Genomic DNA, 25,086 nt, shown 5'->3' on the forward strand with positions numbered 1-25,086 from the left:
GGTACGCCACGCTCAGCGCGGACGAGCCGACCAACACGAGGCCGCGAAGCACTATCCTGCCCGCATGCGCGACAAGACGGCCCGGAGCGGATTCGATGGCTGACGCCGAGGACGTCCGCCGGCTGGCACTGGCCCTGCCGGACGTGGTCGAGATCGACAGCGAGGGCTTCGACTTCCGGGTCGGCGGCAAGGGATTCATCTGGTCCTATCCGGAGCGCAGACCGGGTGAGCCGCGCCTGATCCGCACCGACGTCGCGGTGCTGTACGTGGGCGACGAGGCGGAGAAGCAGGCGTTGCTCCTCGGTGAGCCCGACGTCTTCTTCACCACGCCGGGGTACGACGGTCTTCCACTGGTCATGCTGCGGCTGGCGCGGGTGGACGTCGCGCGCCTGACCGAGCTGGTCACCGACGCGTGGCACATGCGTGCCCCAGAGCAGTTCGCCGGGCGTACGCCGGGGAGCTGACCGGCTCGCGGCGGCGGGTGCGCCGCCGGTGGCACCGGGAGCCGGCGATACCCTCGCCGCGTGACGCACGAGAACGAGATCACCGAGCCGATCGACCTGTGCCTGCCGGGCGGACGGCTCCGGCCCGACGCGGTGGGCTGGAGCCGCCACCCGGTGCACCGGGCCAACCTGCGCGGCTGGGGCCGCAACAAGCGCTGGGAGTACTGGGGCATCGTCACCCCGACCCACATCGTCGGCCTCGTCGCCTCGTCGCTGGACTACGCGGGCGTGCACGGCCTCTACGTGCTGGACCGCGCGACGAAGGTCGAGATCGACCGGGGCGCGGTGGTCCCCCTCGCCCGGGGCACGGTCTTCCCACCCGTCAGCGGGGTCGGTGCCGTGCGCGCCCACGGTGGCGGGCTCTCGATCGACATCGACCAGACGGCGGAGCGGACCACCATCCGCGCCAGCGCCCCCGGTGTGGAGGTCGACCTCGTGGTGCCGCTGCCGGCGGGGCACGAGTCGCTCGCCGTGGTGGTGCCCTGGAGCACCCGGCGGTTCCAGTACACGGTCAAGGACGTCGGCCGCCCGGTGCGCGGCACCCTGCGGGTGGACGGGGTGCAGCACCCGGTCGCCGAGACGGACTCCTTCGCGGTCCTCGACCACGGCCGCGGCAAGTGGCCGTACGCGGTCCGCTGGAACTGGGCCGCGGGCAGCGGGCCGGGGCGGGCCATCCAGCTCGGCGGCAAGTGGACCGACGGCACCGGCTCCACCGAGAACGGCCTCTTCGTGGACGGCCGGCTGCACAAGATCGGCGACGAGCTGCGCTGGGAGTACGACCGCGCCGACTGGCTGCGGCCGTGGCACATCAGCGGCGAGCGGGTGGCGGTGCAGTTCCACCCGTTCCACGAGAAGGTCGCCCGGACCAACTTCGGGGTGCTCGGCAGCGAGACGCACCAGTGCTTCGGGCACTTCACCGGCTGGGCGGCGGCCGACGACGGCGAGCGGGTCGACCTGGACGGCCTGGTCGGCTGGGCCGAGGAGGCGCGCAACCGCTGGTAGCGCCGCCGGGCCGGGGGCGGCGCCCGGCGACGGCGTTGCCCGGCGACGGCGCCCGGCTCAGAGCCGCAGCCGGTCGTTCACCCGCCGGAGCACCTCCTCGGGCAGCTTGAGCACCCGCCGGTCGTAGCTGAACAGGCCGTTGAGTTCGTCCTCCACGTCGGAGAGCTGGGTGTAGACGGTGGCCGCGAGGCCGGCCGCGATGGCGGGCACGATCTGCTCGTCGTGCAGCCGGGTGAACGCCCCGGCCAGCTCCGCACCGGTGCGGTACCGCTTGTATCCGAACTCGGCAGGCCCGAAGGTGTGCCCGTCGACGCGCAGGGTGTAGCCGCCGTACTCGGAGAGCACCAGGGCCCGCCGGTCCCCGTCCGAGGCGGCGGCGCGGGGCGCGCGGAAGCGGCGGAAGTAGACGTGCAGGCTGCGCAGGTCGCCGCCGCCCTGGTCGTGCCAGCCGCTGGCGTGGTCGACGGTACGGGTCGGGTCGAGGGCGGCCACCTCCCGGGCTACCTCGGCGGCGTCGAACTGCCCCCATCCCTCGTTGAACGGCACCCAGACGGCGATGCTCACCACGTTGCGCAGGTGCTCGACGGTCTCGCGCGCCTCGGCGCGGAACTCGTCGCGCCCGGCCGCGTCGGCGCGGCCGAACCAGCGCCGCCACCGGCCCCGGTCGGGCAGCCGCAGCGGCGTCAGCACCGGCGCGGTGATGACCACCGGGCGGTACGGGCCGCCACCGTTGACCATGTCCTGCCAGACCAGGATGCCCAGCCGGTCGCAGTGGTGGTACCAGCGCAGCGGCTCGATCTTGATGTGTTTGCGCAGCATGGTGAAGCCGAGCCGCTTCATCGCGGCGATGTCGGCGACCATCGCCGCGTCCGACGGCGCGGTGTAGAGGCCGTCCGGCCAGTAGCCCTGGTCGAGCACCCCGGCGTGGAAGTACGGCCGCCCGTTGAGCAGCAGCCTCGGCACCCCGTCGGCGTCCGGCCCGACCCCGAAGGAGCGCATGCCCACGTAGCCGCGTACCCGGTCGTCGCCGTGCGCGACGGTCACGTCGTACAGGAAAGGGTCCTCGGGGGTCCAGGGACGCACCTCGGGCAGTGGCACGCGCACCGCGGTGCCGGCGGCGGCGCGCGCCTCGGCGACCACCGCGCCGTCGGCCAGCACCCGGATCTCCGCGTCGCCCCCGGCCTCGCTCGCGTGCACGGTCACCTCGACGCAGCCCTCGGCCAGGTCGGGCGTGAGGGTGAGCCGCCGCACGTGGACCGCGGGCACGCTCTCGGCCCAGACGGTCTGCCAGATCCCCGACTGGGCGGTGTACCAGATGCCGCCCCGGCGCAGTTTCTGCTTGCCGCGCGCGTGCTGACGCGTGTCGCTGTCGTCGCGCACGGAGACGACCAGCACGTTCTCGCCGTCGCGCAGCGCGTCGGTGATGTCGCAGCCCACCGGCAGGTAGCCGCCGGTGCGCCCCCCGACCGGCACCCCGTTGAGCAGGACCGAACAGCTCTGGTCCACCGCGCCGAAGTGCAGCAGCACCCGGTGGCCGGGCCGGTGGAAGCCCTCGGGCAGCCGCAGGACGCGGCGGTACCAGAGGGTCTGGCCGGGCAGCAGCTGCCGCCCGACCCCCGACAGCGGCGCCTCCGGGGAGAACGGCACCAGGATCTCGCCGTCGTACCGCGCCGGCTCCCGGGCGTCGTCGGTGATCGCGTACGCCCACCGGCCGTTGAGGTTGAGGTAGCTGTCGCGGACCAGCTGCGGGCGGGGATATTCCGGCAGCACCCGCTCGGGGTCGAGGGTCTCGCCCCACTCGGTCGTCAACGTCATCTTCCGACCCTCCCACCCCGGCGGCGCAGCGCCAGCACCGGCACGACGATGAACGCCAGCACGGCCAGCGCCATCAGGAAGATGCCGGGCGTCGGCACCTGCTTGACCACCCCGAGGTCCTGGTACGTCTCGTCGGCGTTGCTGATCACCGCAGCGCCGAGGTACGGGCCGATCAGCATCGGGATCAGGATGGCGAACACCATCCGCAGCCCCTGCACGTGGCCGGCCCGCCGCGGCGGCGTGTGGTCGCGCACCAACGCGCCCAGCGGCGCCAGCACCAGCATGAAGCCGGACATCATCACGATCCCGGCACCGATCACCGGCAGCGTGCCGCGCGCCAGGAACATCAGCAGCAGCCCGGTGCCGTAGACCGTCGCGGCCGGCAGCAGGAACCGGACCTTGCCCACCCGGTCGATCACCCGGCCGGAGAGCACGCTGACGACCGACGCGGTCAGCAGCACGACGGCGAGCACCACGGCGTACCCCTCGACCTCGAGGTAGCGCTGCAGGTAGATGACCAGGTACGGCAGGAAGACCTGCGTCGAGACGCCCCAGACCGACCAGGCGGCCAGGGCCAGGTAGAGGCCCGGGTTGGCGCGCATCACGGACGGCCGCAGGCCGTGGACCACGGAGCGCAGGTAGCCGGCGTCGTTGCGGACCAGCGTGGGGCTCTCCGCGACCAGGAACCAGGCCGCGACGCCGGCCACGGCCATCACCGCCCCGATGATCAGGAAGAAGGCGCGCCAGTCGCCGGCGCGGGCCAACCCGTCGAACCCGCCGAAGATCACCAGCATGGCGAGCAGCGGCATGGTCGCCAGCACCGCCTCCACCCGGCCACGGTTGGCCGGGCGGGTCACGTCGGTCACCCACGCCTGGAACGCCGCGTCGTTGGCGCCCGAGCCGAGGAACGACATCAGGCAGTCCAGCAGGATCACCGCGAGCACGGTGAGCAGCACGACGCCCGCCACCGGCGCGACGTCATCCACCGCGCCCACGGTGAGGAAGCCGAACGCGGCGGTGCAGACACCCCAGAGCAGGTAGCCGCCCGCCACCAGCTCCCGGCGCCGCCCGGTGCGGTCCGAGAACGCCCCCAGCAGCAGGGTGGCCAGCGTCGCGGTGGCCGCACTGGCGGCGACCATCGTGGCGATCACGGTCGGATCGTCGGTGATCGTGTCGTAGACGAAGAGGTTGAGGTAGATGTTCTCGACCGTCCAGGCCATCTGGCCGACCAGGCCGAGCAGCACCACCGCGACCCAGACCCGGGGTCGCAGCCGGCCGGCGGCGGGCGCGTCGACGCCGCCGCGCGCGGGCGCGCTCGGCGGTGCCGGGGGCGGCACCTGATGCGGGACGGACATGGCAGCCTCCTCGAGGGTCAGCACATGATGGACCACCCCCGTCGACCTCGGGAACGGGGTCACCCGATCCGGGCCCGGGACGCCACCGGCACGTATGGTGGCCCGATGCCCCGCTGCACGGAACCGACCGGCGAGGCGTCCCCGGCGCAGGCCGTGGCGCGGGTCGTCGAGGCGGTGCACGGTCTGCCGGGAACGGCGCTGCCGGGTGCGCAGGCCGCGACCCTGGCCCGGGCGCTCGGCGAGTGCCTCGACGCCGAGTCGGTCACCCTCTGCCTGCGGCTGCCCCTCCCGCCGACCGGCGACCCGGACGCGACGGCGACCCGGGACCGCGTACGGCGATACCACTGGGGCCGGCCCGACCGTGCCGGCCCGGACCGGCCCGGCGGGGACGAGCGACGGGCCGCCCCGGATGACGACCGGGCGACCGCGGGCCGGAGCGACCCCGACACCGGGCTCGGCGACGACCAGCGGTTCCTCGCCGACGTGTCCGTCCAGCCGGCGGTCGCCGGCGAGCGGCTGCACCGGTGGCCCGAGTTGCGGACGGTGGTCCGGCTGCTGCTGGCGGACATCCAGGCCCAGCTCCGCGCCGCCGAGGCCGGGAAGCTGGTCGGCCGCAGCGCCACCCGACTCGCCGACGCCCGCTCACGGGCAGCCGGCGAGATCGAGCGGCAGCGCTTCCAGCTGGAACGCGACCTGCACGACGGGGCCCAGCCTCACCTGGTGGCCCTACAGATGTCGCTGGCCGTGGTCGAGCACCAGCTCGGCGTCGGCAGAACGGCCGAGGCGGCCCACCACCTCGACCGGCTGCGGCAGCTGCTCGCCAGCACCGAGGAGGTCCTGCACACCACCGCGACCGGGTTGCTGGCGCTTCCCCTGGCCGACCACGGGCTGGTGGCCGCGCTGACGGCCCGGCTGGGTGCGCTGGAGACGATCGTCCTCGACGTCGATCCGCTGCTGGCCGGTCGGCGGTACCCACCCGAGGTGGAGGCCACCGTCTACCTGGCCTGCCTGGAGGCGATCAGCAACGCGCACAAGCACGCCCCCGGGGCCGAGGTCACCCTGACGCTGCGCAGCTCCGCGGCGGGTCTGGGCTTCGAGGTGGCCGACACCGGGCCGGGATTCGACACGGGCGGGCGGATGCCCCTGCACCACCTCGCGGCCCGCCTGGCGGCGGTCGGCGGCACGCTGAGCGTCCGGTCGAGCCCGGGCGAGGGCACCCGGGTCACCGGGTTCGTCACGATCTGAGCCGCCCGCCCGCACGGGCCAGCGGTGGGTCAGCCGCCGCCGGTGAGCAGCCGCTCGCAGGTGCGGACGAGCAACGCGTACGCGCCGCGCGCCTCCGGTCCCGCGCCGGGCGACAGGGACTGCGCCCGCCAGAACGCGAGCGCCCGGCCGACGGCCCGCCTCACCTGCCCGGCGTCGGCGTCACCGGCCAGACCGACCCGGGACCGGACGTCCGGTTCGTGCGCGCCGAGCAGCCGCAGGGCCTCGTCGTGCCCCCGGGGCAGCCTGATCCGCCGGCCCCACAACGCCTGCGACAGATCCAGCTCCGCCACCTGGTAGGCGCCCGCCGCGGCAGCCTCCACCGCGTGCGCGATCTCGTCGTCCACCTGCCCGGCGGCCTGGCAGGCCAGCAGGGCCCGCAGCGCCCATCGGGCGGCCAGCACCCCCGTCGACGCCGGCAGCCGGGTCCGCAGCGCCTCGGCGGCGCCGTGACCGCCGCCGGCGGCGGGATGCCAGTCCACGACCGCGTCGCTCATCGCGCCCAGCCACTCTCGCGACCCACGGCTCGCGGCGGTGCCCTCGCGCATCGCGCAGACCACCACCGGAGCGAACTCGTCGCCCCGGCCCGGGCCCCGCAGCACCGTGAGGAACTCCGACTCCGCGGCGCTGGCCGGGCCGCCCAGCGCGAGCAGGACCGCGTCCGGCAGCCCGTGCGCCTCGTCCGACCAGCGGCGCAACCGCACCGCGAGGCCGACGTCGACACGGTCACGGCAGGGCAACAGCCGCAGTCCGCGCAGCGCGTCCGCCGGGGTCTCGACCAGGAGCCGGTGGAGGCCGGCCGCCACGTCTGGCCACGCGGTGCCGGACCAGTCGGGGATCCGTACCGGCCGCCAGGGCGGGGCACCGCGCACCGGCTCCAGCGTGATCCGCCGGTGCGGCCCGTGCTCGTAGCAGGTGGGTACCGCGTCCAGCGCGGCCGGGGGCGTCCAGCCGGGTTCCTCCGGCAGCGCGCACAGCACCCGCACCAACTGCGCCGCCTGCGCCCCCAGCACCAGCACGCGGGCACTGTGGTCCTGCCGTTCGAGGGCGGCCCGCACCGGCACGCCGTACGCGGACGCGTCCCGGCGGCCGGCGAGCCGGCCGAGCAGGCGGCGTACCGGGACACCGGCCACGGCATCACCTGCGGACGGATCGGGCGGATCGGGCGGATCGGGCGGTGCCGGCGTCGCGGGGTGGGCCGGCTTCGGCCAGTCCGCGCCGAGCCGCTCCGGCAACCGGATGTCCACCACTGTCGTCGCGCGCTCCGGTGCCCGGCCGACCGTGAGCCGCCCGCCGAGCGCGGCCAGGCGCCGGGAGTCGTGCCGTAGGAGTGTGGCGACGCGGACCGCGTCGGCCTCGGCCCGCCGCGCCCGGATCACCAGCACGTCGCCCTCCCGGGACAGCTCGACGCCGACGGGGCCGGCGCCTCCCACGCTGAGCGCCGTCACGGCCGAGGCCGTCGCCTGGTACAGGCTGGACTCGATCTCCCAGCCCTGACGCCGGCCGAGCTGCCCGTGGAAGACCACCGGCACCGGCAGCGACGCGACCACCTCCGCCAACGCGGCGGCGACCCCGCTACCGCGCAGGACCTGCGGGTACACGCCGCGGACCACCGCCCGGAAGCCCTCGATCAGCTCCTGCAGGCGGGCCCGGATCGTGGCGGCGATCGGCGCGGCCTCGGCCGGGTCGTCGGCCAGCGCGTCCGCCAGGGCGCGGGTGTGGGCCAGGAGCACCTGGATCTGCCGCCCCGGCGTCGCCGTCACGGCCGTGGCGAGCCGGTCGCGTTCCACGGCCTGCACCGCGGACAGCTCCAGCCGGACCATGTCCGCCTGCCGGAGCGCCCGATCAGCCCGGTCCCGCGCGGCGGCTTCCGCGGCGCGGGACCGGGCCAGCCGCAGCAGCAGCCCGATGCAGAGCGCGGTCTCGCCCAGCAGGGTCACCGGCGCCGGACGGTGACCGGGCTGTTCCCGGTCGGCCAGCACCAGCACGCCGTACCGCACCCCGCCGTCGGTCACGTCCACCGCCGCGGCGACGCCGGGCAGGGTCAGCAGCAGCTCGGGGTCGTCGACCCGGGCCGGTGCCGTTACCGCCGGGGCCCGCCCCGGCGCCTGCCAGGCGACGACGGGGGTCCATCGGGCATCACCGGTCCCGGGCAGCCACAACGCCGCGTACCGCGCCCCGTGGGCACCGCCGAGGTCGCGCAGCAGCTCCCGCACGACCGGCCGGTACCCGCCCAGGCGGTCGTCCGGCCGGTCAGCGGCGGGCGGCGCACCCGAGGACAGCGATCTGGCCAGGACGGTGAACGGCCCGGCCGGCACCGACCCGCCGTCCGCGCCCGCTGGCAGCCGGACATTCATCATCGCCATGTCGGCCGGCGTCGTCCCCATGGCCGGCCTCCCATACAACAGCACCCGTCGTTCCGAACCGCCGCCGCGCCGACGTAATGTGCTCCCTGGGGAGGCTTCCATTGTGTCCTCGACCGCAATGGCCGACCGTGACGGTCGGGACGAGGAGGATCGGATGTACGGCGTCGGCGTCGACTTGGGCACGAGTTTCGCCGCCGCGGCGGTGGCGCAAGCCGGCGCCCTGGACATGGTACGACTCGGTGGGCAGGCGGTGGTTACCCCCTCGGCCGCGTACCTCGACGAGAACGGCGTGCTGCTGACCGGGGAGGTCGCCGACCGCCTCGGTCTGCGGGACTCCAGCCGGGTCGCGCGGGAGTTCAAGCGGCGCCTCGGCGACCCCACCCCGGTGTTGCTCGCCGGCGCGCCCCACTCCCCCACGGCTCTGATGGCCGCCCTGCTCCGCTCGATCACGGACACCGTGAGCAAGGCGCGGGGCGGGCCGCCGGATCACGTCGTGCTGACCCACCCGGCCGTGTGGGGCCCCTACCGGCGCGAGCAGTTCGCCGCCGTCGCGCCCCTGGCGGGCCTGCCCCGACCGCGTGACCCGCACGCCGGCGAGGCGGCCCCGCACACCGGCGGCACGACGGTCGACACCGTCACGGAGCCGGTGGCCGCGGCGACCTACTACTGTTCCACCAAGCCGCTGCCCCCGGACGGTCTGCTCGCCGTCTACGACCTGGGTGGGGGGACGTTCGACAGCGCGATCGTGCGCAACGGCGCCGACGGGCTCGAGATCGTCGGCACCCCGGAGGGCATCGAATGGCTCGGCGGCGCAGACTTCGACCAGGCGATCCTGGAGAACGTCAACCGCCAACTGGGCGGGGCCGTGACCAGGCTGGATCCGGCCGACCCCGGTACCGCCGCGCTGCTGGCCGCGATACTGCGCGAGTGCGTCCTGGCGAAGGAGGCACTGTCCACGCGCCTGCAGGCGGAGGTCACGGTGCCCCTGCCCGACGGCGTTCGGCACGTGACCGTCACCCGGGACATGTTCGAGAAGACGATCACCCCGTCCCTCGACGCCACGGTCGAGGCGTTCCGGCGGGCCCTGACGTCCGCCGACATCACCCCGCAGGACCTCACCGCGGTCCTGCTCGTCGGCGGCTCGTCGCAGATTCCACGGGTCACCGAGGTACTGCGGGACACGCTGCGGCGGCCGATCCTGATCAATGCCCATCCGAAGCACGCGGTGGCGCTGGGCGCCGCCATGCTCAGCGCGGACGCCCTGAGGTCGCGGACCACCTCGGCCGCCGCCCGCTCCGCGCGGCGCCCGGCCGTCAGCGCCGCGCTCCCGCCGAACGCCGCCGGGGCCGGCGCGGCCACAACCGGCCCGGCCGCAACCGGCGCGACCGCAGCGGGCGTGGCCGGGGCCGCATCCGCCCCGGTCGGGCCGACCGCCCCCGGGCCCGTCGTGGCGGCCTCGGCGGCGCCGCCGTCCGGTGCGCCGGGCGACGCCGCGGACGGGTCCGGGCGGGCGCCGGCGGCGACAGCTCCGGTACGCCGCCGAGCGGGGTCGCGCTACGTCCTGCTGCCCGCGCTCCTGGTGCTCGCCGCGCTGCTGGTCGTGGCGTTCCTGGTCGCGCCGAAACTCTGGCCCGCCGACCCGCCCGTCTGCGGCACCGCCGACGCGGCGCTGAACCGTCCGGTGACCGCATCCTCCGAAGTGGGTGCCGGCTTCACGGCGACCAATGCGGTCGACGGCGACAGCACCAGCCGTTGGAGCAGTGCCGCCGGGGATCCGCAGTGGCTCCGCGTCGACCTGGGCAACCAGGTCGACGTGTGTGGCGTGTCGATCGAGTGGGAGAACGCCCACGCGACGGCGTTCCAGGTCGAGCTCTCCGCCGACGGCACGAGCTGGACCAGCGTCTGGTCCACCACTACCGGTCGGGGCGGGGCGCAGGACCTCACCGTTTCCGGCACCGGCCGGTACCTGCGCGTGCACGGCACGAGCCGGGCGGGCGACTACGGCTACTCGATCTGGGACGTCCACGTCTACACCACCGGCCCGGCCACGAACGTCGCGCTCTCCGGCACCAGCGACCCGGCGAGCCCGAGCCCGAGCCCGACGGCGCCCGCCCCCACCACCCGCGCCGCCACCGCCGCCAGCCCCACCGCGACCGCCGCAAAGTCGCAGAGCCGGGCCAGCCGGAGCGCGACGCCGTCCGCGTCCACGCCGGCCAAGCCCTCCGGTCCCGGCACCAGCGCGCTGCGCAGCGTGGCCACCGGCCTCTGCCTGGACAGCGACACCGAGCCGGTGATGGCGCTGAACGGCACGCCCATGGGCGGACACGCCTTCGGCACCGCCTGCACCGGCGCGTCCGGCCAGAAGTGGCGCGAGGGCAAGCCGCTGTCGGAGGACAGCGTGCCGAGCGCCGAGTGGTACCGGTTGGTCGACCAGCAGACCGCTTTCTGCCTCGACAGCAACGACGGGGGCGCAGTCTACACCCTGCCGTGCCTGAACCCCAACGACCACCAGCTCTGGCAGCGGGTGTCGCAGCCACGCCCGGCCGTCGGGCCGGCGCCGGCCGGCACGGTGGTCGCCTACCGCAACCTGGCCACCGGCAAGTGCCTCAGCATGTCCAGCTCGGAAAGGACCCCGCGGACGCTGCGGTGCCCGTCGGGCGACGCCTGGCCGGCGGAGATGCTGTTCCGGCGCTGAGCGCTCGCCGGAGGACGCCGACGGCCCGCCGGCCGGAGCTCAGTCGCCGGGGCCGGCGGGGGCGACGCCGTTGTCGACGAAGTCGAAGGTGAGCGCGGCACCGGTGTCGCTCCCGCCGACCCGCTGGGCGGTCAGGCCCTGCCGGTCCGTCGCGCGCAGGAAGAGCCCGCCCTCCCCCTCGATGGTGTAGGTCGGGCGGCCCTCGTCCCGCTTCTTCGTCTGCGCGATGGCGAACAACTGACCGGCCCGGCCGGCGTCGCAGGCGGTCGCCACGACCGTCGTCGGGGCGCTGCCGTTGTCGCGCAGGCCAAGGCAGTCGGGCTCGCCGTCCTGCTGCGCCTTCGCGGTCCGGATCTGGTGCCTGTCGCCGGCGGCGGGCACCAGCACGAACAGGCTGGTGTCGCTCCCGCCGTCGGTCAGGTTCAGCCGGCCCTTGGCGTCGACCGCCAGGATCGACTCGAACGAGGCGATCGGCCGCAACACGACCTGCCGCTCGCCCCGCAGGATCGGGTTCGCGCCGGCGGGTGGGGCGCTCGGCGACGACCCGTCGCCCGTTGCCGGGCCGGTGGGCGTGCCGGTGGTCGGGCCGGTGCCGTCGGCGCGCGTCGGGGCCGTCGACGAAGCGGTCGGGTCCCCGGCCTGCGGCGTCGACGTGGTGCAGGCCGACGCGGCCGCGACGACACCCACGGTCAGCGCCACCGCGGCGGCGCGAAGGACAGGAATGGCACGAGACGGCGGGTTCACGCTGATCGACTCCTCGGTCCTCGGTCACCACCGGTGCGATGACCGGAAAATGATCGTATGAGGCTATCGCCACGCGGGCCGACCCGCGACTCCGCCCGGCCGTGGGGCGCAGTCGCCGACACGACCCGGCTAACCGGCGGCCCCGGCGTTGAGCGGGTCGGCGAGCAACCGGTCGAAGGCGAGTTCGGCGGCGCCGATCAGGGCGGCGTCGCGGCCGAGCGCCGCCGCCCGCAGCCGCACGTGTTCGCGGGAGGTGGGCAGCGCCAGTTCGTGCAGGCGACGGTGGACGATGTCCGCGCCAGCGGCGTACACCTCGCGCAGCGCACCGCCGAACACGACGGTGGCCGGGTCGATGACGTTGACGAGGTTCGCCACGCCGAAGCCGAGCCAGCCGGCGACCTGCTCCACCGCCGCCACGGCCCGCCGGTCGCCGCGCGCCGCCGCGCGCAGGACCTCCTCGACCGCGCCAGGCTCCCCCGGCTCCCGGCCGGCGTGCCGCAGCAGGGCGGCCTCGCCGATCTCGGTCTCCCAGCAGCCGCGCGAGCCGCACCCACAGGGCAGCCCGTCCGGCCTGACCACCATGTGGCCGACCTTGCCGCTGTGCCCCCGGTGGCCCGCGAACAGCCGGCCACCGATGATGATGCCGGCGCTGACACCCAGGTCGCCGTGCAGGTAGATCAGGTCGTTGACGCCGGCCGCGACGCCCCGGACGTGTTCGGCGAGGGCGGCGATGTCGGCCAGGTCGCCGGCGACGAAGCCGGGGCCGCCGGCGAACTCGGTGGCGAGCGCCGCGCGGAACACCGGGTCGGCGCCGCCGACACGGATCTTCCCATCGGGCTCGCGGGTGGTGTCGGCGACGGCGACCGCGCCGCCGACGAACAGCGCGTCCGCGCGGGCCGCGCGGCGCATGTCGCGCACGAGGCCACCCAGCGGGGCGACGGCGTCGGTCGCGGACATGCCGCAGGGGCGGCAGGCCTCGCGCAGGTCGAGGATGCGGCCACCGAGGCCGATGCGGGCGGCCCGCAGCCGGTACGCCTCGATGCTCAGCGCGTGCGCGTAGACCCCGCCGGAGCGGGGGCTCACCACGAGTGACGGCCGGCCGGCGCGACGGGTGCCGGTGGGTGCCTCTTCGGTGACGAGACCGGCCGCGGCGAGGTCGGCCGCGAGGGCGCCGATGGTGCTGCGGTTGAGGCCCAGCCGGCTGGTCAGCTCGGCCCGGGACGTCGGGCCGTGCACGTGCACGTAACGCAGCACGGCACCGAGATTCTGCCGGCGGGTCTCCTCGCGGCTGGCGCCGGGCGCCTGGGGCAGGGGGAGATCAGGGTCGCGCCCGGCCCGGGAGGTCGCGGACCGCACGGGTGTCGCCACGGCCTGGTCTCCTCCCGGGTCGGTCGCGCGTCGTACGGGGCGTCCCGACGACGAAGGGTCCCGGAAGCGCTCTCCGAGACCCCACCGTCGTCAACGACTACCGCACCGGCACCTACTTGGTGAGCGGCGACAGCTTCGGGTCGTTCGCGTACGCTTCGGCGGCGTTGGCCTTGGTGACGGCGACCGGCGGGAGCAGGTACGTCTCGACGACCTTGCTGCCGTTGTTGTAGGACTCCTTGTCGTTCACCTGCGGGGTGGCGCCGGTCTGGAGCGCCTTGACCATGTTGATGGTCTCCTTGACCAGGTTCCGGGTGTCCTTGTTGATCGTCATGTACTGCTCGCCGGCCATGATGGACTTGACCGACTCGACCTCGGAGTCCTGGCCGGTGACGACCGGGATCGGCTTGCCGGCGCCCTTGATCGAGGTGATGATCGCGCGGGCCAGCGTGTCGTTCGGGGAGAGGACGCCGTCCAGCTCCTTGCTGCCGTAGGTCGAGGTCAGCAGCTGGTCCATGCGGGCCTGCGCCCCCTCGGCCTTCCAACCCTGGATGGCGGTCTGCTTGACCTCGGTCTGCTTCGAGGCGACGACGACGTTGCCCTTGTCGATCTCCGGCTTGAGCACGTCCATCGCGCCGTTGAAGAAGACGCCGGCGTTGTTGTCGTCCGGCGAGCCGGAGAAGAGCTCGATGTTGTACGGGCCGGTCGGCTTCTTGGCCTTCATGCCGTCCAGCAGGGCCTGGCCCTGGAGCTGGCCGACCTTGAAGTTGTCGAACGCGACGTAGTAGTCGAGGTCCGGCGTGTTGGTGATCAGCCGGTCGTACGCGATGACCTTCGCGCCGGCCGCGTGCGCCGCGGCGACCTGGGTCGACAGCTGCGCGGCGTCCGTCGCGCCGATGATGATGACCTTGGCACCCTTGGTGGTCATCGCGGTGATCTGCGCCTGCTGGTCGGCGACCGTGGTGGACGCGCCGGCGTACTGCACGTCGCTGGTGAAGCCGGCCTCCTTGAGGCCGTTGGTGAAGAGGTCACCGGCGAGGACCCAGTTCTCCGAGGTCTTGGCCGGCAGCGCCACGCCGATCAGGGAGTTCGCCGCGAAACCCTTGGTGTCGCCGCTGGAGCCGCCGGACTCCTCCTCGCGGCCGGAGCCGCACGCGGTCAGAGCCAGCATCGCGACGGCACCGATGGCCATCGACTTGCCGAGGAAACTACGCATGGGAGCTACTTGCCCTTCTGGTGAGATGACACGGAGGTGAGGTCGGCGCCCCGTGGGCCGGGCACCGAGGTCGTCGCGGGCCCGCCGCCCGCCCCGGGCGGTGCACCGGAGTCCCGGCGGACGGCACGGGTGAGGCTGCCGATGACCGAGAAGCGCCCCTGGCTCTTGTTGTAGACGTCGAGCGCGACGGCCAGCAGCAGGACCAGGCCCTTGATGATCTGGACGCGGTCGGTGCCGACGCCCAGCAGTTGCAGGCCGTTGTTGAGCACGGCCATGACGAGACCACCGACGATCGAGCCGCTGATGGTGCCGATGCCGCCGGAGACGGCCGCGCCGCCGATGAAGACGGCGGCGATCGCGTCCAACTCCCAGCCGTTGCCGTCCTGCGGTCCGGAGGCCGCCGAGCGGGCCACGAAGATCATGCCGGCCAGCGCGGCCAGCACGGACATGTTCATCATGACGAGGAAGTTGACCCGCTTGAGCTTCACGCCGGACAGCTCGGCGGCCCGCGAGTTGCCGCCCACCGCGTAGATGTGCCGGCCGCCGGCCGTGTTGCGGGTGTAGAAGGAGTATGCCAGGACCAGCGCGACCAGGATGACGCCCGACACCGGGAAACTGGTGCCGACACGGCCGCTGGCGAAGCGCAGCGAGGCGAAGACGATCACGCCGACCATGACGGCCATCCGCAGCACCGAGATCCACATCGGCGCCGGGGCGGCGTCCATCTCCCGGCGCGTCCGGCGCGCCTGCAGCTCACGCCACACCACCGCCGCGCACGCCGCGAGGCCGAGCAGCAGCGTCAGGTTGTTGTAGCTGGTGCTCGGGCCCACCTCGGGCAGGAACCCCGAGCCGATCACCCGGAACCCCTCGGGCACCGGGATGGTGTCGGCGTTGCCGATGAACTGGTTGCCGCCGCGGAAGAGCAGCATGCCCGCCAGGGTGACGATGAACGCGGGCACCCCGACGTAGGCCACCCAGAAGCCCTGCCAGGCGCCGATGGCCGCGCCGATCGCGAGGCCGAAGAGGATGGCGACGGGCCAGGGCAACGACCAGTCGGCCATCGCCTTGGCCACCAGGATGCCGGCGAACGCCGCGACCGAGCCGACCGACAGGTCGATGTGCCCGGCGACGATCACCATCAGCATGCCGATGGCCAGGATGAGGATGTACGAGTTCTGCTGGAACAGCGCGATCAGGTTGTCCGATCGCAGGGTCAGGCCGTCCGTGAGGATCTGGAACAGCACGACGATCGCCACCAGCGTGAAGATCATTCCGAACTGGCGGGCGTTGGAGGTGGTGCCCCCGAACAGGTTCTTCTGGAGGTCCTTCAATCGACTCATCGCGTCAACATCTTCTTCGTCGAGGTCATCTGCTTCATGAGGGTTTCCGGGTCCGCGTCCGCGCGCGGGATCTCGCCCGTGATGGCACCTTCGAACACGGTGTAGATGCGGTCGCAGAGCCCGATCAGCTCAGGCAGCTCCGAGGAGATGACGACGACACCCTTTCCCTGGTCGGCGAGGCGCTGGATGATGCCGTAGATCTCGTACTTGGCACCCACGTCGATGCCGCGCGTCGGCTCGTCGAGGATCAGCAGGTCGGGGTCGGTGAACATCCACTTCGCCAGGACGACCTTCTGCTGGTTGCCGCCGGAGAGCTTGGAGACGCTCTCGTCGACCGTCGGGGCCTTGGTCCGCAGCTCCTTGCGGTACGCCTCGGCGGCCCGGTGCTCCGCGACCTGGTCGAGGACGCCCCGACGGGAGATCTTGGACAGCTTGGCGGCCACGGTGGACGCCTTGATGTCGTCGAGCAGGTTGAGGCCGATCGCCTTGCGGTCCTCACTGACGTACGCGAGCCCGTGCCGGATCGCGTCCGCCACCGACCTGAGCACGATCTCCTTGCCGTCCTTGACGATCGTGCCCGACTCGTACACCCCGTAGGAGCGGCCGAACACGCTCATCGCCAGCTCCGTGCGGCCCGCGCCCATCAGGCCGGCGAAGCCGACGATCTCGCCGCGGCGCACCACGAAGCTCTCGTTCTTGCAGACCTGCCGCTCGGCGGAGATCGGGTGCCGGACGTTCCAGTCGCGCACCTCGAAGAAGACCTCGCCGATCTTCGGGGTGTGGTCCGGGAACCGGCTGCTCAACTCGCGGCCGACCATGCCCCGCACGATGCGGTCCTCGTCGACCCCGTCCGACTGCACGTCCAGGGTCTCGACCGTGCGCCCGTCGCGCAGGATGGTGATCTGGTCGGCGATCGCCGCGATCTCGTTCAGCTTGTGCGAGATCATGATCGAGGTGATGCCCCGGGACCGGAAGCCGCGCAGCAGGTCCAGCAGGTGCCGGGAGTCGGCCTCGTTCAGCGCCGCGGTCGGCTCGTCGAGGATGAGCAGCTTCACGTCCTTGGCGAAGGCCTTGGCGATCTCCACGAGCTGCTGCTTGCCGACCCCGATGTCCTTGATCAGGGTGTCCGGGTTCTCCCGGAGGCCGACCCGGGCCATCAGGTCCAGCGCCTTGCGGTTCGCTGCCTTCCAGTCGATCGCACCCCGCTTGCGCGGCTCGTTGCCGAGGAAGATGTTCTCCGCGATCGACATGCCCGGGATGAGCGCGAGCTCCTGGTGGATGATCACGATCCCGGCCTGCTCGCTCGCGCGGATGTCGGAGAAGCGGGTCTCCGCGCCCTGGTAGATGATCTCGCCGTCGTAGGTGCCGTACGGATAGACCCCACTGAGGACCTTCATCAGCGTGGACTTGCCGGCACCGTTCTCGCCACAGATGGCGTGGATCTCGCCGGCGCGCACCACCAGGTTGACGTCGGAAAGCGCCTTGACGCCGGGAAACTCCTTCGTGATGGCGTGCATCTCCAGGAGGACCGGCACGTCGCTCATGATGCGTACCACCTCGCCAACGTCATCAATGCCTCCGGAAGAGGAGCGTGGACCTTCACCTGCTTTTGTTGTTGGCGGCAACCTATTTCGATATGAAGATGATCCGCAAGTGCTCCGGCCGGTCAAGGCGTAACAATCCGGCAATGTTCGCGTACGCCCCACCGGTGGCCGGACGGGTCGGGCCGGCGGCCGGTGCCGCGCGACGCTCCCCCACCTGCACCCCGGCACGTCGGACCGGGCGCCGGCACGGTGTCGCGCCCGCGGGCGGACCACCTACCCGGCCGGGCCCGACAGGGCGACGGACCGCGCGACCGTCCGGAACCGACACCGCCCCCGGGGCCGAGGGTTCAGGCGAGAGTCGCCGGTGGGCCTCGGATACCACAGGAACGAGCGCGCCGGCCGAGGTGCGAGGTGCGACCGGCCCGGCTCTGCCGGTCGCCGCCCTCGCGCGCGCACTCTTTCTCGCCGGAGGCCGCACGACCAGGAGACAGGGGTCGAATAGGGGCTGCCGCCGGCGATTCAGGCGATGACAGGGGGCGGGGCGGCGCGATCAGGCCCGCTTGCCCATTGACTTCCGTGCGCTGCCTCGATTTCCGGACGGCGTCGCCGCGAAACTCCCCGGCCCCGGGGCCGCAGGCAACTCGCGCTGGCCTTCGACGCCGCCCCACCGTCGATTGCGGCGCGCTCACAGCGACCGTGCCCGACAACGGCCCCGCCGCCGCAAGATCACCGGGCAACCACGTCGACCAGTGCAATCGGGTGGAACAGACCCGGGCGGCGACGCCGGAGGGCCCATCGGCGCGGCGCAGCCGCCGGCGCGAAGCCGACTCGCGCACGGCGACGCGGTCCCTTTGTGGACATCAGCGCAAACCAGCACCGCTGTCGATCCCACTTCGGATTTATCTTTCCGCGATGGCGCGTCGAAAAGCGTTCGGGAATTCGGGCTTCGAATACCCGAACGGGCACGCGCTCTCGCCACGCGCCGAAATCGCGCCACGCCCATCCCTGTTCTCTGGCCCGCGCGTCGGCGCCCACCCGAATTCCCGGGACGGGCGCCGACGCGGGCGGTCCGCGCGACGGCCACGGTCGCCCGCCGGCCCCGCAGCGCGACCGCCGGCGGCTCAGCCGACGGACGGGGTGGTCCAGGACGACCGGACCAATTCCCGCTCGGCGGCGGCGAGGTGGGCGGTCACGGCGAGCCAGGCCCAGGCGTACCGGTCCGGGTCGGGATCGGCCAGCCGGCCGAACGCGTCCCGGCCACGCCGGTCGGACTCGTCGGCGAGCGCGGTGGCCACCGCGGCGGCGGTGGCGAAGCCGGCGCGACGCAACGGACCGGCCAGCCCCGCGCCGTCGCCGCGGGCCGCCTCGGCGACGGCGCGACGACCGCCGGAGACGGCCAGCTCCACCAGCCGACGGACCCGCCACAGCGGGGAGCCCGCCACCGCGTCGGCGCCGACGGCGAGCATCGGCTCGACCATCGCGCCCGGATCGCGCGGCGGCAGGTGACCGCCCTGGATCTCGTCGTAGCCGAGATCCGCCCGGCCGTGCCAGTCAGCCGGCAGCCGGAGCGTCGCGGCGGCACCGGGCACCGGACCGACCGCGAGCGGGCGCAGCGTGCCCGCCCGGTCCGGGTCCAGCCGGCCGACCACCCGGATCCGCAGGCCCGGCCAGGAGGCCAGCCGCCGCAGGTTGGCCACGTGGGACAGCATCGGGTGGGAGTCGGCCGGCGCCAGCCGGATCACCGGACCGTCCGGCACCGGCACCCGCTCCGCCGCGGCGTCGGCGGCGGGCGCCAGCTCACGGGCCAGCACCTGGTCGCCGACGGCACCCACGACCATCAGGTCACCGCCGACCAGCGCGGCCCCGGCCCGGCCCGGTTCCTGCGGGTCGTCGGCGGCCAGTTGGGCGGTCACCACCTCGGCGAGCGGCCGCGCGAACAATTCCGCCAACGTTCCGCCGGCCCAGCCCGACCCGGTGATCGGGGTGGCCCGGACCCCCTTGCCGGCACCCAGCCGCCCGTCCGGGGAGACGGTGGTGCCGCTGATCCGCAGGCCGCCACGGGCCAGCACCGCGTGACTGACCGCGACCGCGCCCATCTCGGTGACCGCCCGGGCACAGTCCCGGGCCCGCTCCGGGCCGCCCGGCTTCACGTCGCCGAAGGAGAGCCGGCGCCCGTCGGCGGCGACCAGGTGGGTGACCACCCCGGCGTACCCGGTCGCGCTGATCACCGGTTCCCGGCAGATGCCGTGGACCTCCAGCGCGCCGTCCGGCTGGTAGGGCCGCCGGAGGACGCCCACCAGCGCGGGGTCGGAGTCGGCGGCGGAGAGCCGACCGGCCACGTACAGCAGTTCGTGCAGCACCTCGACCAGCTCGGCCAGGCGGTGGCCGGCCTGTCGTGCCCGGTCCGCGCGCAGGCCACGCACCGCGCGCAGCGCGGCGCTCTCGGCCCTCGGCAGACCGGCGAGCCGGGCGCTGTGCGCCGCGCGCAGCAACTCGGCCTGGAGGACCGCGCCGGCGGCCGGCACGCCGGCCGCGAGCACCGCGGCGGCGGCCCGCCACAGCGCGCCGGCCGCGGCCAGTTGCGCCTTGGTCGGTGCCGTGCCGCCGGCGGTCGCCGCGGACTTCCCGCTCCGACGGCCCCGCCCCCCGGAAGCCCCCGGGGTGGGCGACGCGGCGGTGGACGCCGCCGGAGCGCCGTGGATGGCCGGGTCGGCGACCGGGCAGGCGAGCAGGACCGCGGTCCGGTGCAGGCAGCGGGGCGCCAACAGGCAGCTACAACGTGCCTGGTCCCCGTCGGTGACCGCGCCGGTCGGGCCGGGCGCCAGGGTGACGAGAGCCTCGGCACCGCAGTCCACCGACGCCCCGCCGTCGACCCGGCCGACCGGCACGCCGGCCACCCGTTCGACGGTGGCGTCCAGCCGCCGGTGCAGTCGGGGTGGCAGGGCCGCCACCGCCGCGGCGGCGACTCCCGCCAGCACCGGCGGCAGCCGGTCGGTGTGCGTGGCGGCGGGTGTGCTGTCCGTCAACGTGATCCTCCGCGGATGCGGTCGCCCACCCAGCGGGCGAGTTCGAGCGGACTGAGAGCGGCGACCGGCATCCCCGCCGCGACGAGCTGCTGGGCCACCGGCACCGAATAGCAGGGCACTCCCCTGTCGTTCAACGCGGCGCAACCCAGCAGGTGCACCCCGGAACCGGCCAGCGTGCGGACCTCGCCGAGCAGCCCGGCCAGCGGGTAGCCCTCCTCGAAGTCGCTGACCACCGCCACGATGGTGCGGCTCGGCACGGTCACCAGTGAGCGGGCGTGGGCCAGCCCGGCGGCGATGTGCGTACCGCCGCCGACGCGTACCTCCAGCAGCAACGACAGCGGGTCGTCGACCCGGTCGGTCAGGTCGACCACCTGGGTGGAGAAGGCCAGGAAGTGGGTGGACAGGGTGGGCACCCCGGCCAGTACGGCGGCCGTCAACGCCGACCACGCCACCGACGCCTCCATCGAGCCGGACACGTCGACCACCAGCACCAGCCGCCAGTCGGCCTCCCGACGGGTGCGGGTGTGGAAGACCGGGCGTTGCGGCACCACCACCGTCCGGCCGTCGTCGAGGCGCTGGGTGTGCCGCAGGTTGGCCCGCAGCGTACGGGCGAGGTTGATCCGACCGCCGGGACGGCGGGACGGACGCGGGTTGCTCAGCCCGGTGAGCGCCGGACGCACCTGCGTGGCCAACTGCCTGGTCAGCTCCTCGACCAGGCGACGGACCAGTGGCCGCAGCCTGAGGAGCTGCTCCTCGGGCAGGCCACCGGCCAGTGACAGCACCGAGGTCAGCAACTCCATCGAGGGGCGCACCGCGGCCGGGTCCAGCTCGGCGAGCACGTCGGCACGGCCGCTCTCGGCGGCCCGGGCGATGACCTCCTCGCGTACCGCCGTGCCGAACAGCGCCTCGAGTTCGTCAGCCCACTCGCGCGCGGTCGGGAAGGAGGCTTCCTGCCCCCCGCCGGCCGCCTGGCCGAAGTCGGTGGCGCCCTCGCCCCGGCCCGCCCCGTACAGCTCGTCGAGGGCACGGGCGTAGCGGCGGGCGTCGGCCGGCAGCCGGTCGGGTTGACGGCCGAGCAGCAGCCGCCACCGGTCCGTGGGGGTGAGCCCGGTCGCCGGCCCGGATCCGGCGTCGGCGGCGCCGGTCGGCGGGCCCGACCCCACCTCGACGTGGGCGGCGCCGGTCGGCGGGCCCGGGAGCGGTATGTTGCGGGCGACCAGGGCCGCCCGGCCGGCCAGGTCGGCGGCGGTCCAGCGGGCCAGCAGCTCGGGCGGGGCGGACAGGGCCAGATCGACCCGGTCGCCCAGCCGGTCGGCGACGGTGTGCAGCAGCCGGTCCCGGGCCGCCGGGGTGAGCACGTCGAAGCCGCCGCGCAACGCCGGCAGCCGGTCCAGGAAGTCGGTGTCGGCGAGCCCCTCGATCCGCTCCAGCAGCGGGTCCAGCGCGGCCGGGGCGGACTGCAGCAGCGGGTGCGCCGCGGTGAGCAGGCCACCGAGCAGCCGGTGCAGGTGCCGCCGGGTGCCCGGCCCGGTCGCCGCGTCGATCCACCCGGCCACCCGGGTGCCCAGACCGTCCACCCCGGTCAGGTCGAGCAGCACCTGGGCGGCCAGGGCGGCGCCCTGGATCAGCGGCGAGCCGGCCCGGGCCAGGTGGCCGAGGGCCTCGTCCAGGCGCAGGCCGATCCGATCCTCGCCGGCGCGCACCGCGAGGTCGACCAGCGCGGCGGCGTCGGCTGCGGCGTCGCTGCCGGCCAGGCCGGGCAGCCCGCGTACCGCCGCGTCGAGCAGCACGACGGCCAGTTCGGCCGCCCGGACCCGGCCGTCGGGGGTGGTGCCGGGCAGGTGTTGCCGGCGCAGCGCCTCCAGCAGGTCCAGTGCGGCCAGCAGTTCGGGCAGCGTGCCGGTGCCCGGCAGCACCGCGGCGGCCGACTCGAGCCGGTCGGTGACCAGCTCGGGCAGGTCGCAACGGGCGGCGTCGCGCAGCCCGGCGAGCAACTGCGCGGCCGTGGGCCCACCGTCGGCGGCCTCCCGCCGGAACCGCTCCCGCAGGGTGCCGGCCGCCGCCAGCGCCCCGGTCACGCCGCGCACGCCGACCAGGTCCAGCCGGGCCGCCACGGACGGCGTCCAGGCCAGTTGCCAGCGGGTGGTCAGGGCGGCGCCGTCGCCGGTGCCGGCGACCGCGATCGGCTCACCGTAGCCGACGCCGCAGACCTGCAGGCGTTGCAGCAGGGTCTCCCGCCGCCCGTCCAGGTCGGTGCGCAGCGGGTCCAGCCGGACCTCGCGGGCCTTCGGGCTGTCCGGGCCGGGCAGCCGCAGCGCGGCGAGTTCCGCCTCGACCGCCGGGCCGAGCCCGGAGCGGGGCGTGCCGGGGGCGGTCCGGCCCCGCTCGGCGCCGACCAGCACGGTCTCCAGCGCCCTGGCCAGCGCCCGACCGCGACCGAGCAGTTCGCCCTGGCCGAGCACGCTGGTCACCGCCTCCAGCACCTCGCCCCGGCCGGGGGCGGGCAGGTTGCGCAGCCGGGCCAGGTCGCCGGCCAGGCGTACCGTCTCGGCGGCCTCGCCGGTGCCGGCGGTGTGACCGGCCGCCCGGAGTTCCCGGCACAGGTCGGTGACGGCCCGGGCGGCGGCGGCCCTGATCTGTTCCGGGTCGCCGGCGGCGGTGAAGACGCACTGCTGCCAGCGCGGGTCGCGGATGCCGGCCGGGTAGCCGGACCGGGAGTCGAGCAGGTCGAACGCGTACGGCACCAGGGAGGTGACCGCCGTACCGCCCCCGTCGCCGGTGGTGGGCGCTCCGGGCCGGGTCGTGGCGGAGCGGACCGCAGCGGTCCCGGGCCGCGCGGGCGCGGCGGCGACGTCGGCGGTCGGCGGGGCGTCGAGCAGGGCCGGGGCATGGAAGGCGCCGATGACGGCGGCGACCCGCCGACCGTCCGCGCCGGCCTCGGCCAGCACCCGGCGCATGTGCCGCTCGCGGGCCAGGTCCCGGGCCGGTACGCCGTCGCCAGCGCTGTCGGCGCGCATCGCCCAGCCGACGCCGAGGGCGGCCCGGCGGATCGCCTCGGGCGGGCAGCCCGGGGCACGTACCTCGACGACCCGGTCCCACAGGTCGTCGCCGTCGCGGCCGGTGCCGCTGGCGCCAAGCGCGGCGGCGTAGCCCGACCGGCCCCGCCCGGCGGCGTCCAGGCGGGGCTCGTCACCGGCGACCGGTTCGGGCTTGCCACCGGCGACCGGGTCGGCGGTCCAGCCGGGGTCGGCCAGCGGCAGGTCGCAGCAGAGCACCTCGACGCCGCGCTGCCGGGCCCAGCGGATGGCGGCCAGCTCGGGCGAGAAGTCCGCGAACGGGTAGAAGCCCATCGGCCCGTCGGCGCCGTGACTGCCGACCAGGGCCAGCGGGGCCCGGGCGGCCGGGTCCGACAGGTACGGCAGCCAGCGCTGGAAATCGGCCGGCAGCTCGACGCAGACCACCTCGGCCCCGGCGGCGTCCAGCAGGGCCGGTACCGCCGCCGCCAGGGCCGGGCTGTGGTGCCGCACCCCGATCAGGTACGGCCGGAGGCAACCGGCGAGCGCGTCGACGACGGCCCGCGGGTCGACAGTCGACGGGCCGACGGCCGACGGGACCGCCTCGGTCGACGTGTTGGCGGAGGTCATCAACGCAGGCTCTCCCGCAGGTCCCAGAGCCGGCGCCACATCGCCGAGCCGTCCTCGGCCCGGCGGCGCACCGGGCCGTCCCAGTAGCCGAGCAGCCGGGCGTGGTCGTCCTTGTCGTCCTTGCGGACCACGCCGAGCAGGTGCCCGGGCACCAGGTCGAGCGCGTCCCCACCGGGCAGGTACGCGGCGGACAGGCCGAGCGACGCCGCCACCTGCACGGCCTCGGCGGTGGACATGACCGTGCCGGGCCGTTCCACGTCCCAGCCCTCGCCCGAGCGGCCGGAACGCAGGTCACGGAACACCGTGACCAGGGCGTCGAGCACCGCGTCGTCCACCGTGTACGCCGCACCGGCGCGCTGCACGGCGGCGGTGGCCTGCCGGCGGACCAGGTCGGTCTCGGTCTGCGCGTCCGCGATCGGGTGGACGGTCTCGAAGTTGAACCGGCGCTTGAGGGCCGAGGACATCTCCGACACGCCCCGGTCCCGCAGGTTGGCGGTGGCGATCACGGTGAACCCGGGCGCCGCGCGGATCAGGTCGCCCTCCGTGCCGCTCAGCTCCGGCACGTTCATCCGCCGGTCGGACAGGATGGACACCAGCGCGTCCTGCACCTCGGGCAGGCAGCGGGTGACCTCCTCGACCCGGACCACCCGGCCGGTGCGCATCGCGGTCAGCACCGGCGAGTCGACCAGGGCCTGCGGGGTCGGCCCCTGGGCGAGCAGCAGCGCGTAGTTCCAGCCGTACCGCAGGGCCTCCTCGGTGGTGCCGGCGGTGCCCTGCACGGTCAGCGCGCTGGTGCCGCTGACCGCGGCGGCCAGCAACTCGGACAGCATGGACTTGGCGGTGCCGGGCTCGCCGACCAGCAGCAGCCCCCGCTCACCGGCCAGGGTGACCACGCACCGCTCGACCAGGCTCCGTTCGCCGACGAACTTCGCCGGGATGGTCATGCTGGCCGGTAGTCCGGCCCCGGTGCGCCGGTCGGCGGGCAGCTTCAACGCCTCGCCGTCGCTGCCCCGGATGAAGGTGACCACGGCGCGCGGGGTCAACGCCCAGCCCGGCGGCCGGGCCCCGTCGTCGTACGCGGCCAGGAAGGCCAGTTCGTCGGCGTACCGCTGTTCGGCGGAGAGGACCTGGGCGGCGGTCTCCGGCGCCACGGTGGGGCCGACGTGTTCCGTCACGGTCACTGGTGTTCCTCGATCTCTCTCTGGTTC

The 25,086-nt window shown here is 74.6% G+C and carries 15 protein-coding genes; 4 read left to right on the forward strand and 11 right to left on the reverse strand.

Annotated features, from left to right (window positions below):
• Positions 1-95: 95 nt before the first annotated feature.
• The gene (locus tag ACQ452_RS16960; protein ID WP_433385529.1) at positions 96-464 is read left to right on the forward strand and encodes an MmcQ/YjbR family DNA-binding protein; all 369 of its coding nucleotides are present in this window, start codon (positions 96-98) and stop codon (positions 462-464) included.
• A gap of 60 nt (positions 465-524) precedes the next feature.
• Complete coding sequence (locus ACQ452_RS16965; RefSeq protein WP_433385532.1) at positions 525-1,505, forward strand: DUF2804 domain-containing protein; 981 nt, start codon at positions 525-527, stop codon at positions 1,503-1,505.
• Between the two features lie 57 nt (positions 1,506-1,562).
• On the opposite strand, the gene ACQ452_RS16970 is transcribed toward ACQ452_RS16965, so the two are convergent.
• Together ACQ452_RS16970 and ACQ452_RS16975 are read right to left on the reverse strand one after the other, a co-directional pair.
• A complete protein-coding gene (locus ACQ452_RS16970) occupies positions 1,563-3,320 on the reverse strand; it encodes a glycoside hydrolase family 2 protein (protein ID WP_433385535.1) in 1,758 nt (585 codons plus the stop codon).
• On the reverse strand, positions 3,317-4,675 hold the full coding sequence (locus ACQ452_RS16975) for an MFS transporter (RefSeq protein WP_433385538.1): 1,359 nt from the start codon (positions 4,673-4,675) through the stop codon (positions 3,317-3,319). The genes ACQ452_RS16970 and ACQ452_RS16975 overlap by 4 nt, the downstream gene beginning before the upstream one ends.
• Before the next feature lie 105 nt (positions 4,676-4,780).
• On the opposite strand from ACQ452_RS16975, the gene ACQ452_RS16980 reads away from it, so the two are divergent.
• The gene (locus ACQ452_RS16980; RefSeq protein ID WP_433385541.1) at positions 4,781-5,920 is read left to right on the forward strand and encodes a sensor histidine kinase; all 1,140 of its coding nucleotides are present in this window, start codon (positions 4,781-4,783) and stop codon (positions 5,918-5,920) included.
• A gap of 29 nt (positions 5,921-5,949) precedes the next feature.
• Here ACQ452_RS16980 and ACQ452_RS16985 read toward each other — a convergent pair whose 3' ends face one another.
• The gene (locus ACQ452_RS16985; RefSeq protein WP_433385544.1) at positions 5,950-8,325 is read right to left on the reverse strand and encodes a hypothetical protein; all 2,376 of its coding nucleotides are present in this window, start codon (positions 8,323-8,325) and stop codon (positions 5,950-5,952) included.
• 97 nt (positions 8,326-8,422) lie between these two features.
• On the opposite strand from ACQ452_RS16985, the gene ACQ452_RS16990 reads away from it, so the two are divergent.
• On the forward strand, positions 8,423-10,999 hold the full coding sequence (locus ACQ452_RS16990; protein WP_433385547.1) for an Hsp70 family protein: 2,577 nt from the start codon (positions 8,423-8,425) through the stop codon (positions 10,997-10,999).
• A 39-nt stretch (positions 11,000-11,038) separates the two neighbouring features.
• Here the strand turns inward: ACQ452_RS16990 and ACQ452_RS16995 are convergent, their stop codons facing one another.
• The 8 genes from ACQ452_RS16995 to ACQ452_RS17030 all read right to left on the reverse strand — a co-directional run bounded on the left by ACQ452_RS16995 (position 11,039) and on the right by ACQ452_RS17030 (position 25,059).
• A complete protein-coding gene (locus ACQ452_RS16995) occupies positions 11,039-11,743 on the reverse strand; it encodes a hypothetical protein (RefSeq protein WP_433385550.1) in 705 nt (234 codons plus the stop codon).
• Between the two features lie 129 nt (positions 11,744-11,872).
• Positions 11,873-13,111 carry an ROK family protein gene (locus ACQ452_RS17000; RefSeq protein WP_433385553.1) on the reverse strand — a complete coding sequence of 413 codons (1,239 nt, stop codon included), beginning with the start codon at positions 13,109-13,111 and terminating at the stop codon, positions 11,873-11,875.
• Positions 13,112-13,223: 112 nt separating this feature from the next.
• Positions 13,224-14,324: a substrate-binding domain-containing protein gene (locus tag ACQ452_RS17005; RefSeq protein ID WP_433385556.1), complete on the reverse strand. Its 1,101-nt coding sequence runs from the start codon at positions 14,322-14,324 to the stop codon at positions 13,224-13,226.
• A 5-nt stretch (positions 14,325-14,329) separates the two neighbouring features.
• Complete coding sequence (gene mmsB / locus ACQ452_RS17010) at positions 14,330-15,664, reverse strand: multiple monosaccharide ABC transporter permease (protein WP_433385559.1); 1,335 nt, start codon at positions 15,662-15,664, stop codon at positions 14,330-14,332.
• Complete coding sequence (gene mmsA / locus ACQ452_RS17015; RefSeq protein WP_433385562.1) at positions 15,661-17,208, reverse strand: multiple monosaccharide ABC transporter ATP-binding protein; 1,548 nt, start codon at positions 17,206-17,208, stop codon at positions 15,661-15,663. The genes mmsB and mmsA overlap by 4 nt, the downstream gene beginning before the upstream one ends.
• Before the next feature lie 1,121 nt (positions 17,209-18,329).
• Positions 18,330-20,234 carry a hypothetical protein gene (locus ACQ452_RS17020; protein WP_433385565.1) on the reverse strand — a complete coding sequence of 635 codons (1,905 nt, stop codon included), beginning with the start codon at positions 20,232-20,234 and terminating at the stop codon, positions 18,330-18,332.
• Complete coding sequence (locus ACQ452_RS17025) at positions 20,231-23,878, reverse strand: vWA domain-containing protein (protein WP_433385568.1); 3,648 nt, start codon at positions 23,876-23,878, stop codon at positions 20,231-20,233. Before ACQ452_RS17025 ends, ACQ452_RS17020 begins: the two co-directional genes overlap by 4 nt.
• Entirely contained in the window at positions 23,878-25,059 is a 1,182-nt protein-coding gene (locus ACQ452_RS17030) for an ATP-binding protein (protein ID WP_433385571.1), read from the reverse strand. Before ACQ452_RS17030 ends, ACQ452_RS17025 begins: the two co-directional genes overlap by 1 nt.
• Positions 25,060-25,086: the final 27 nt, after the last annotated feature.

It is taken from the genome of Micromonospora sp. KLBMP9576, from assembly GCF_050941805.1.
GTDB lineage: Bacteria > Actinomycetota > Actinomycetes > Mycobacteriales > Micromonosporaceae > Micromonospora.

Coding starts and splice junctions, on each gene's coding strand:
- ACQ452_RS16975 (WP_433385538.1), bottom strand. CDS start 4,675: ATGTCCGTCCCGCATCAGGTGCCGCCCCCGGCACCGCCGAGCGCGCCC.
- ACQ452_RS16980 (WP_433385541.1), top strand. CDS start 4,781: ATGCCCCGCTGCACGGAACCGACCGGCGAGGCGTCCCCGGCGCAGGCC.
- mmsA (WP_433385562.1), bottom strand. CDS start 17,208: ATGAGCGACGTGCCGGTCCTCCTGGAGATGCACGCCATCACGAAGGAG.
- ACQ452_RS16970 (WP_433385535.1), bottom strand. CDS start 3,320: ATGACGTTGACGACCGAGTGGGGCGAGACCCTCGACCCCGAGCGGGTG.
- ACQ452_RS17005 (WP_433385556.1), bottom strand. CDS start 14,324: ATGCGTAGTTTCCTCGGCAAGTCGATGGCCATCGGTGCCGTCGCGATG.
- ACQ452_RS16990 (WP_433385547.1), top strand. CDS start 8,423: ATGGCCGACCGTGACGGTCGGGACGAGGAGGATCGGATGTACGGCGTC.
- mmsB (WP_433385559.1), bottom strand. CDS start 15,664: ATGAGTCGATTGAAGGACCTCCAGAAGAACCTGTTCGGGGGCACCACC.
- ACQ452_RS16960 (WP_433385529.1), top strand. CDS start 96: ATGGCTGACGCCGAGGACGTCCGCCGGCTGGCACTGGCCCTGCCGGAC.
- ACQ452_RS17025 (WP_433385568.1), bottom strand. CDS start 23,878: ATGACCTCCGCCAACACGTCGACCGAGGCGGTCCCGTCGGCCGTCGGC.
- ACQ452_RS16985 (WP_433385544.1), bottom strand. CDS start 8,325: ATGGGGACGACGCCGGCCGACATGGCGATGATGAATGTCCGGCTGCCA.